Source organism: Bacillus sp. HY001 (genome assembly GCF_007558965.1).
Lineage (GTDB): Bacteria > Bacillota > Bacilli > Bacillales > Bacillaceae_G > Bacillus_A > Bacillus_A mobilis.
On record NZ_VLTE01000243.1, the window covers coordinates 1 to 1,283 of the forward strand.

Here is a 1,283-nt window from a genome sequence, read left to right on the forward strand (position 1 = left end):
AAAAATTCCATGTTATATCACCCCCTTTCCTTCCAAATGGAAAGAAGGGATAATAACAAGCCCACCTTCACACGATATACAGTTATACTTCTATTTTACCATACTTCAACAATCTAAAATAGAAAATCTGTCCAATTTTAGTCTGTATATAATCTTTTAGTTAAGGAGTTTTATAAGAATTTAGTTTACTATAATCTGAATATGTATACTGTATTTCTTGGATTTTTCATAATTGACCTTAGTTTCATATGCTATTTTTTGAGAATATAATTTCAAATAAAACGCCCTTGTAATTATCCGCTTTATTTTCCTTTATTTTCTAACTTATATATATTAACCCTTTTCTTGAAATTACAGTGATTTTTTTAGGAATGCACCCGAAAAGTGACCTCTCAAAATCGTCTGTAATCGTTTTTTGTGTTTAGGGTAATGTAATTGCACTCGGAAGAGAGAAAGTTTCTTAAAAATGAAAATAGAACCCTTTTAATGTTTTTTCATTTTTCAGGGATCTATTCTCTCTGGGATTTCTATTCTTCTATGTCTTCTTTTACTTCTGCAGATAAAATGTCTTCAGCAAACTTCTTGTAGCCATTATACCCTTTCTTTGCAGCCTTTTTCTTTATTGCTTCTACTACCTTTTCATCAAGATAGAGACTTAAATGCTGCTTTTTCTCTTTCGATTCTTCTTTTGATCTGTTTTCAATTCTTTCTTTGAAAATTTCCAAATCCTTTTTTAAGTACAATCGTTCAGTTGATTTCCCTTTAGCAATCTCTTTAAAGGGCAATATCCCATCTTTAGCTGCATTATGAACGTAAGTCTTAGACTTACTTAGAAATTCAGCTGCTTCTTTTAATGTTAAAGAGTCTTTGTATAATTCCTCTAACTTTTCTACATCTCCTTGCTCAAAGCGATATCCGCCATCTGCTTTCCAAGTGGCCATATTGATAGGTTCGATGTGTTTATACTTAATTAAATAGCCTAATTGATTTTTTGTTAAACCTACCCTATCGCATACCTCTTCTAAAGATAAATAGTCCATTTCTCACCTCATCCGAAACTTTCATTCTAGCTGTTGTTTAAATTTTCTTAGTTGATACTTTGTTAAACCGGTTTCTTTTACTACATCTGTGATTGAGTACTCTTTATACTGAAGATACTTAAAAGGATTTTCCATATAACGTTCCCGTACCTTATTAAATGTACTCTTTTTCGATAAAGAATTCAATTGCTCTCCTTTCTCTCGGATGGAATCGAAAATGGGACAACCTTTACAATGTTTGTA

1 protein-coding gene and 1 pseudogene are annotated in these 1,283 nt (G+C 31.3%); both read right to left on the reverse strand.

Annotated elements, in window-relative coordinates; genetic code table 11:
- Positions 1-527 precede the first annotated feature (527 nt).
- Positions 528-1,040 carry a helix-turn-helix domain-containing protein gene (locus FOT98_RS31090; protein ID WP_000385108.1) on the reverse strand — a complete coding sequence of 171 codons (513 nt, stop codon included), beginning with the start codon at positions 1,038-1,040 and terminating at the stop codon, positions 528-530.
- A 21-nt stretch (positions 1,041-1,061) separates the two neighbouring features.
- Positions 1,062-1,283, reverse strand: a pseudogene (locus FOT98_RS31095) (transposase); the annotation flags it as partial.